Raw genomic sequence first — 4,248 nt, 5'->3', positions numbered from 1 at the left:
GGTCCCTGCCTGAGCTCGCGAAGGCTGGGAGCCGACGGGGACTTGCGAGGCGAGGGTGGCGGTGGGGACCAGTTGGGCATCTCAGGAGCCGATCGGCGACAGTTCCCGCACCAGGCCGAAGAGGTCCTTGGGGTCATCGGGATTAGCGACGAGGTCAATCTCCTCGAAGAATTCTGAACCCTCAACGGCGTCGCGGAGATACCTCAAGGCGGAAAAGTCCTCGATCGCGAAGCCCACGGAATCGAATATCGTGATTTGGTCCTTGGAGGTCCGGCCCGGAGCGTGCCCGGCCAGGACCTGCCAGAATTCGGTGACGGGAAAATCGGCGGACATTTGCTGGATCTCGCCTTCAATCCGCGTCTGGGGATCGTATTCCACAAAGACGTCACCGAGGCCGAGGATGGCAGCGTCGAGTTCAGTCTTCCCTGGGCAGTCGCCTCCGATCGCGTTGATGTGGACTCCGGGCGAAACCTGGTCTGCTGTCAGGATCGTGGCATTGGCCTTGTCCGCCGTGCATGTGGTGACGACGTCGGCGCCCTCCACTGCATGGGCCGCCGAGTCTGCGATGGTGATGTCGAAGCCGAGGGGAGCCATGTTCCGGACGAACTTCTCCATCGCTGCCGGGTCCGTGTCCCAGATCCTCACACTGTTTATACCCAGGGCCGCCCGGAAGGCCAGCGCCTGAAACTCCGATTGGGTTCCGGTTCCGATCATCGCCATGATCCGGGCATCGGGGCGCGCGAGCTTCTTAGCGACCATGCCGGACGTGGCCGCCGTCCGCAACGCTGTCAGCACTGTCATCTCCGCAAGGAACGTCGGGTAGCCGTTGTGGACGTCGGACAGGACACCGAAAGCTGTCACGGTCTGGAAGCCGCGCGCGGGATTCGAGGGGTGTCCGTTTACATACTTGAAGCCGTAGGTTTCCTGGTCGCTGGTGGGCATCAGCTCGATGACGCCAAATGGCGTGTGGCTTGCCACCCGCGGAGTCTTGTCAAAAGATTCCCACCGCCGGAAGTCGTCTTCCAGGTACTGCATCATCTCCGAGATGATGGTCTCCGGGCCCCGTCCGGCCGTCCAACGAACCATATTGCGGACATCGACAAAGCGCGTCATGTGCGCTCCTTTCCCTCATAAGCACTGTTGCTACGAGGCTACGGAGCGGCGATATGCATCCACAATTGCCAAAGTACGTACTTTTCATTGAAAACATGCACAAAATGATGACTGCTTATGCACACAATGATCAACGGCAGGCGTCCGTCATAAAAGCGACTATCGCAGGACGGAACTGAGCAGCAGGCTCGTCTCGCTATTGACGATCCCCTCGATCCCGCGGATCCTCCCCAACACCTGGTCAAAGTCGCTGAGGCTTTCCGTGCGCAACTCGGCCACGAGATCCCAACCGCCGTTCGTGGTGTGTAGCGCCCAAATCTCGGGAAGTCCGCGGAGTTGGCGAATGACCTTGTCCGCCGACCTTCCCTCCACGGCAATGAGCGCAATGGCCCGGATCGCAAGTGGATCCACCTCGTCGCGCACCCTCGCGGTGAAGCCAACGATGGTCCCCGAGGAGACAAGACGCTCAAGCCGGCTATTCACGGTGGCCCGAGCAACGCCCAGCTTGCGCGCAAGGCTCGCCACGGAGGCCCTGCCGTCCTCCCGGAGAGCGGAGAGGAGCTGGCGGTCAAGGTCGGTGAGTGCTGCCATAAAGATAAACGTATCGCCCATTCCCCAAGCGGGCCTGAGTCCGTAGGGTATCGACATGAGCATCTACATCAGCCCCGACTCTGCTGCATGGTCCCTGACGGCCATGGCGACTGGTGCGTCAGCGGGATCAATCGATGATGCAAATGGCATGTCCAACTTGGTGAAGGAAATCTACGAGACAGAAGGTTTCGAAGCCCTGTCGGGTGTGGTTTTTGCCTTGGCTCATCACAACAGCCTCTCGCTGCATGCACTCGCCACGGCCACCGGGATATCCGTCCACGAACTGCTGGAAATCCGGAAGCATCAAGGTTCCACTTTTCGTCACTCCCCTACGGCAGTAGCATCGCGGTTCGACGCCATTCCACCCCGGATCCAGGCCAGCCTGGAACCGCTGCCCAATGAAACCGAGTCCTAGTCCCCCGGTTACGGAACATGACGTCGGCCGGTGATGCAGGCCGCCGTCGTGGATGTTATTTTTCTTCTTGAGTAATGAGCACCAGCGCGAAGCCCTGACTTGCTGGTCGGCAACCCTCTCTCCGGCGGGGTGCCTCAGGTGACTACTCGGCGTATCGACACTTTCGAACTGCAAGCGTGACTGAGGAGCACCAATGCCTGAACCCACCGAAGAAAAACTCTCGTACCGTCTCATCACGGGCCCTGACACCAAGGAATTCTGCGAGCGGATCTCCACCGCCCTCGCGGAGGGATACGTGTTGCACGGCAGCCCGGCCGCGACCTTCAACGGCACGGACGTAATCGTGGCACAGGCCATCGTCCTGCCCGCGGCAATCGCGAGCGCAGATGCCGCCGTTGCCAATGCGGTGGACCAGCTTGATGAAGAGTTCGACGGCGAGGGCCACGCATGAGCTACGCAGGCGACCTCAGCCCGCACGACGCCTGGGCCAAGCTCGAGCAGGGCGCCATCCTGGTGGACGTCCGCACCGAAGGCGAGTGGGCACACATCGGGATCCCGGACACCAAAGCCACCGAGAACGATCCCCTGTTCATCCAGTGGAACCTGGCCGGAGGCATCCCCAACACCCGTTTCATCGAAGAGTTGACGCAGCAGGCCCCGGAGGCGGATGGCACCGAACTGGTTTTCCTCTGCCGCTCCGGACAGCGCTCCATCGCCGCCGCGATTGCCGCCACCCAGGCCGGCTACACCTCCTACAACGTCCTCGAGGGCTTTGAGGGCGAGCCGGACCGCTACGGCGAGCGAACCGTTAACGGCTGGAAAAACCGTGGACTTCCGACGAACCTGGGGAACATCTAAGTGACTTTCAACCCTGACGCCGCCAGCTGGAGCCCTGACACCCAGGCCGTCCGCGGCGGTCTTGACCGTACCAACTTCCAGGAAACGTCCGAGGCCGTCTTCCTGAACTCCGGCTTCGTCTACGAGTCCGCCGCAGCCGCCGAGCGAGCATTTACGGGCGAGGACGAACGCTTCGTCTACTCCCGTTACGGCAACCCCTCCGTAGCTACCTTCCAGGAGCGCCTCCGCCTGCTCGAAGGCACCGAAGCGTGCTTCGCGACGGCGTCGGGCATGTCCGCTGTCTTCACCGCCCTCGGTGCGTTGCTTGCTGCCGGTGACCGCGTAGTTGCCGCCCGCTCGCTCTTCGGCTCCTGTTTCGTCATCCTCAATGAGATCCTGCCGCGCTGGGGCGTCGAGACCGTCTTCGTCGACGGGCCTGACTTGGACCAGTGGCGTGCCGCTCTGTCCGAGCCGACAACGGCAGTGTTCTTCGAGTCGCCGTCGAACCCCATGCAGGAAATCGTGGACATCGCCGCGGTGAGCGAGCTGGCCCACGCGGCCGGCGCCACGGTGGTCGTCGACAACGTCTTCGCCACTCCCCTCCTGCAGCGCTGCGGCGATCTCGGAGCAGACGTGATTGTCTACTCGGGCACCAAGCACATCGACGGCCAGGGTCGGGTCCTTGGCGGAGCGATCCTGGGCACCAAGGAGTTCATCGACGGTCCCGTCAAGCAGCTCATGCGGCACACCGGTCCGTCTCTTTCCGCGTTCAACGCCTGGGTCCTGACCAAGGGCCTGGAGACGATGGCGCTGCGCGTCAACCACTCCTCGGCGTCTGCGTTGCGGATCGCCGAGTGGCTCGAGGAACAGCCGGCCATCAGCTGGGTCAAGTACCCGCTGCTGAAGTCGCACCCACAGTTCGAGCTCGCCGCAAAGCAAATGAAGGCCGGCGGAACTGTGCTCACCTTCGAGCTGCTCCCCTCCGCAGGGCGATCGGCGAAGGAGGCCGCTTTCGCGCTGCTGGACGGGCTCGCCGTCATCGACATCTCGAACAACCTCGGCGACTCCAAGTCCCTCATCACCCATCCCGCCACCACCACGCACCGTGCCATGGGTCCGGAAGGCCGCGCGGCAATTGGCCTGAGCGACGGCGTCGTGCGGCTTTCGGTGGGGCTGGAGGATGTGGACGATCTCATCGGGGACCTCGAGCGGGCCCTCAAGCAGGTCTAGCCGGGCGCTTCGCGCCAGTCCTGGCGCACCCAGGTGAGGACGGGTTGCGGCTTGGTGTCGCT

General features: G+C 62.7%; 6 protein-coding genes and 1 riboswitch. Of the genes, 4 read left to right on the top strand and 2 right to left on the bottom strand.

The window, feature by feature from the left end:
* Window positions 1-81 precede the first annotated feature (81 nt).
* Both AHiyo1_RS20780 and AHiyo1_RS20775 read right to left on the bottom strand, forming a co-directional pair.
* On the bottom strand, window positions 82-1,113 hold the full coding sequence (locus AHiyo1_RS20780) for an ornithine cyclodeaminase (protein ID WP_059389853.1): 1,032 nt from the start codon (window positions 1,111-1,113) through the stop codon (window positions 82-84).
* 159 nt (window positions 1,114-1,272) lie between these two features.
* Window positions 1,273-1,704, bottom strand: a complete 432-nt coding sequence (locus AHiyo1_RS20775; protein ID WP_059389854.1) for an Lrp/AsnC family transcriptional regulator — start codon at window positions 1,702-1,704, stop codon at window positions 1,273-1,275.
* Between the two features lie 55 nt (window positions 1,705-1,759).
* Between AHiyo1_RS20775 and AHiyo1_RS20770 the strand changes: the two genes are divergently transcribed.
* The 4 genes from AHiyo1_RS20770 (at window position 1,760) to AHiyo1_RS20755 (ending at window position 4,186) form a co-directional block, all read left to right on the top strand.
* Window positions 1,760-2,119 carry a hypothetical protein gene (locus AHiyo1_RS20770; RefSeq protein WP_059389852.1) on the top strand — a complete coding sequence of 120 codons (360 nt, stop codon included), beginning with the start codon at window positions 1,760-1,762 and terminating at the stop codon, window positions 2,117-2,119.
* 70 nt (window positions 2,120-2,189) lie between these two features.
* Window positions 2,190-2,302, top strand: a riboswitch (SAM riboswitch).
* Window positions 2,303-2,312: 10 nt separating this feature from the next.
* The gene (locus AHiyo1_RS20765; RefSeq protein ID WP_028267606.1) at window positions 2,313-2,570 is read left to right on the top strand and encodes a DUF1737 domain-containing protein; all 258 of its coding nucleotides are present in this window, start codon (window positions 2,313-2,315) and stop codon (window positions 2,568-2,570) included.
* Window positions 2,567-2,977 carry a rhodanese-like domain-containing protein gene (locus AHiyo1_RS20760; protein ID WP_059389851.1) on the top strand — a complete coding sequence of 137 codons (411 nt, stop codon included), beginning with the start codon at window positions 2,567-2,569 and terminating at the stop codon, window positions 2,975-2,977. Before AHiyo1_RS20765 ends, AHiyo1_RS20760 begins: the two co-directional genes overlap by 4 nt.
* Window positions 2,978-4,186, top strand: coding sequence for an O-succinylhomoserine sulfhydrylase (locus AHiyo1_RS20755; protein WP_059389850.1), 1,209 nt, complete (start codon window positions 2,978-2,980; stop codon window positions 4,184-4,186).
* Window positions 4,187-4,248 lie beyond the last annotated feature (62 nt).

Origin of the sequence: Arthrobacter sp. Hiyo1 (assembly GCF_001263615.2) — a bacterium.
In the GTDB taxonomy this organism is placed as follows: Bacteria; Actinomycetota; Actinomycetes; order Actinomycetales; family Micrococcaceae; genus Arthrobacter.
Note: the sequence above shows the minus strand (reverse complement) of the source record. Positions and strands in the feature narration are given on the sequence as shown.